2 protein-coding genes are annotated in these 2563 nt (G+C 33.6%); both read left to right on the plus strand.

What is annotated here, in order from left to right; genetic code table 11:
- Window positions 1–93 precede the first annotated feature (93 nt).
- Complete coding sequence (locus KZH69_RS20300; protein ID WP_219319290.1) at window positions 94–1251, plus strand: adenine-specific methyltransferase EcoRI family protein; 1158 nt, start codon at window positions 94–96, stop codon at window positions 1249–1251.
- Complete coding sequence (locus KZH69_RS20305; protein ID WP_219319291.1) at window positions 1251–2414, plus strand: HNH endonuclease family protein; 1164 nt, start codon at window positions 1251–1253, stop codon at window positions 2412–2414. The genes KZH69_RS20300 and KZH69_RS20305 overlap by 1 nt, the downstream gene beginning before the upstream one ends.
- Window positions 2415–2563 lie beyond the last annotated feature (149 nt).

The following is a 2563-nucleotide window of genomic DNA, read 5'->3' on the forward strand; positions in this document are numbered from 1 at the left end:
ACGTTGGCAACAAGGCTAACGGAACTATCGTGCTAAAAACATAGTACTGAAAATAATATTCCGTTTGATTTTGTTGCCGTAAATCGGACAACAATGGCGGAGAAAACAAAGAATAGCAACTTATCAAAAGCTAAAACTACAAAAAACGATGAGTTTTATACTCAATACCACGACATAGAAAAAGAAATAATGGCGTATTTGGAATTTGACCAAAACGTATTTCGTGGCAAAACAATTCTACTTCCCTGTGATGACCCTGAATGGAGCAATTTTACTAAGTTTTTTGCGCAAAATTTTGAACGACTTGGACTAAGAAAGCTTATAAGCACAAGTTATGCACCAGACAGCAAAAATTTCAAAACCAAATATCAACCAACTCTTTTTGAAACAAACGACCCACAGTTTGACGAAAATAAAACGGTAAAAAACGGTAAAATTTTCACACTTACCCACGATAAATCTGGTGATGGAAGAATTGACGTCAATGATTTGGAATGGGAATACTTAAAAGGTGATGGTGATTTTAAAAGTCAAGAAATAAAAAAACTACGAGACGAATCCGATATTATTATTACAAATCCACCATTTTCATTATTTAGAGAATTCTTACCGTGGATAATGGACGCTAATAAACAATTTGTAATTATTGGCAGTATGAACTCTATTGGACTTAAAGAACTATTTGGATATATTAAGGAAAATAAAATTTGGTTAGGTAATGGTTTCAAAGCTGGTAACGCTTTTTTTTCTTCCCCAATATCAAACGACTACGCAGAAGGTGTTTTTGATAAAGAAACTGGTTTGGTAAAGTTCAGAAATTGTTGTTGGTACACCAATATTGACCACGGAAGACGACATTTAAAAATGCCTCTTATGACTTTTGACGATAATTTAAAATTCAGTAAACACAAAGAAATAAAAGGAATTGGTTATTTAAATTATGAAAATTACAATGCTATTGAAGTTCCATTTACAGATGCTATACCTAGTGATTATGATGGTGTAATGGGTGTTCCTATTAGCTTTTTGGACAAATATTCGCCTGAACAATTTGAGATAGTTGGAATGTGTGAAAACCTAGATTTATATAAACAAAAAACTAAAATATACTCTTCTGCTGAATGCAAACAAGCATACTTAGATAAATTTGGAAAACTTGGCACATACGATTTGAATGCAAGTGGTGTTGTTTTTAGAAACAATCAATTGGAAAAAGTCTATACAAGAGTATTAATAAAGCATAAGAAATAATGGAAACTACATTAAGAACAGATATAACAGTTAAAGACATTTGTGAAGGATTCATTTACAACGAATTGGAAGGCAAAGGCTTGTTTGGTTTGTCAGGAACTTTGACAATTCAACCCGAATACCAAAGAAACTATATTTATGCAGACGGAAAAAGAGATGTTGCTGTTATTTCGTCAATTTTAAAAGGTTATCCGTTAGGTCTAATTTATTTCAACAAAATCAGCAAAAACAGCCTTGAAGTTTTAGACGGACAACAACGAATTACAAGTTTTGGCAGATTTGTAACAAACAAATTCGCTATAAAAGACGAAAACGGAATGGAGCAATATTTTAGTGGTATTGCAACCGACAAACAACAAAAGATATTAGATACTAAACTTTTAATTTACGAATGTGAAGGCACAGAAAGCGAAATAAAAGAATGGTTTAGAACTATCAATATTGCAGGTGTTCCACTCAATAATCAAGAACTTTTAAACGCAGTTTATTCTGGTCCATTTGTAACACTTGGAAAAGAAGAATTTAGTAACAGCCAAAACGCAAACATTCAAAAATGGAGTGCTTACGTTTCAGGAAGTGCAAACCGACAAGAATATTTAGAAAGAGCTTTGGAATGGGTAAGCAAAGACAATGTAGGCGATTATATGAGCCGACACAGATTTGACAAAAACATAACCGAACTGAAAAACTATTTCACAAGTGTCATTGACTGGGTTTCTACCGTATTTACAGACGTAGAAAGCGAAATGAAAGGACTTGAATATGGCAGACTTTATGAAACGTATCGCAAACAACCTTACAATTCAAAAACAGTTTCAGAACAAGTTAAGAAACTTTATGCCGACCCTTATGTAAAAACTCGAAAAGGAATTTTTGAATTTATTTTGGGTGGCTCAACAGACACAAAATTATTAGAAGTTAGAGTGTTTGACGAAGCAACAAAAAAATCTACTTGTGCTATTCAAACAGCAGAAGCCGAGAAAAAAGGAATTTCAAACTGTTCACATTGTGCCATTGGACACGATGCAAACAAAACGAAAATATGGAAATTAGCAGAAATGGATGCTGACCACGTTACAGCGTGGAGTAAAGGCGGTGCAACTGACATAAAAAATTGTGAAATGCTTTGTAAAACTCATAATAGAGCAAAGGGTAACAAATAAAATCGTGGTAATAAGCCCAGTTGCCAACACACGCTACAAGCAATTTGGGTATTTGGCTTAATTTAAATATGGTTTTGTAGTTGGATGATTTGGCAAATCCGAAAATAGGGCTTAATTTAGTCCCAAACTGCTTGTAGCGCGGGAACGTT

Origin of the sequence: Flavobacterium taihuense, from assembly GCF_019351435.1 — a bacterium.
GTDB classification, from domain to species: Bacteria; Bacteroidota; Bacteroidia; order Flavobacteriales; family Flavobacteriaceae; genus Flavobacterium; species Flavobacterium taihuense.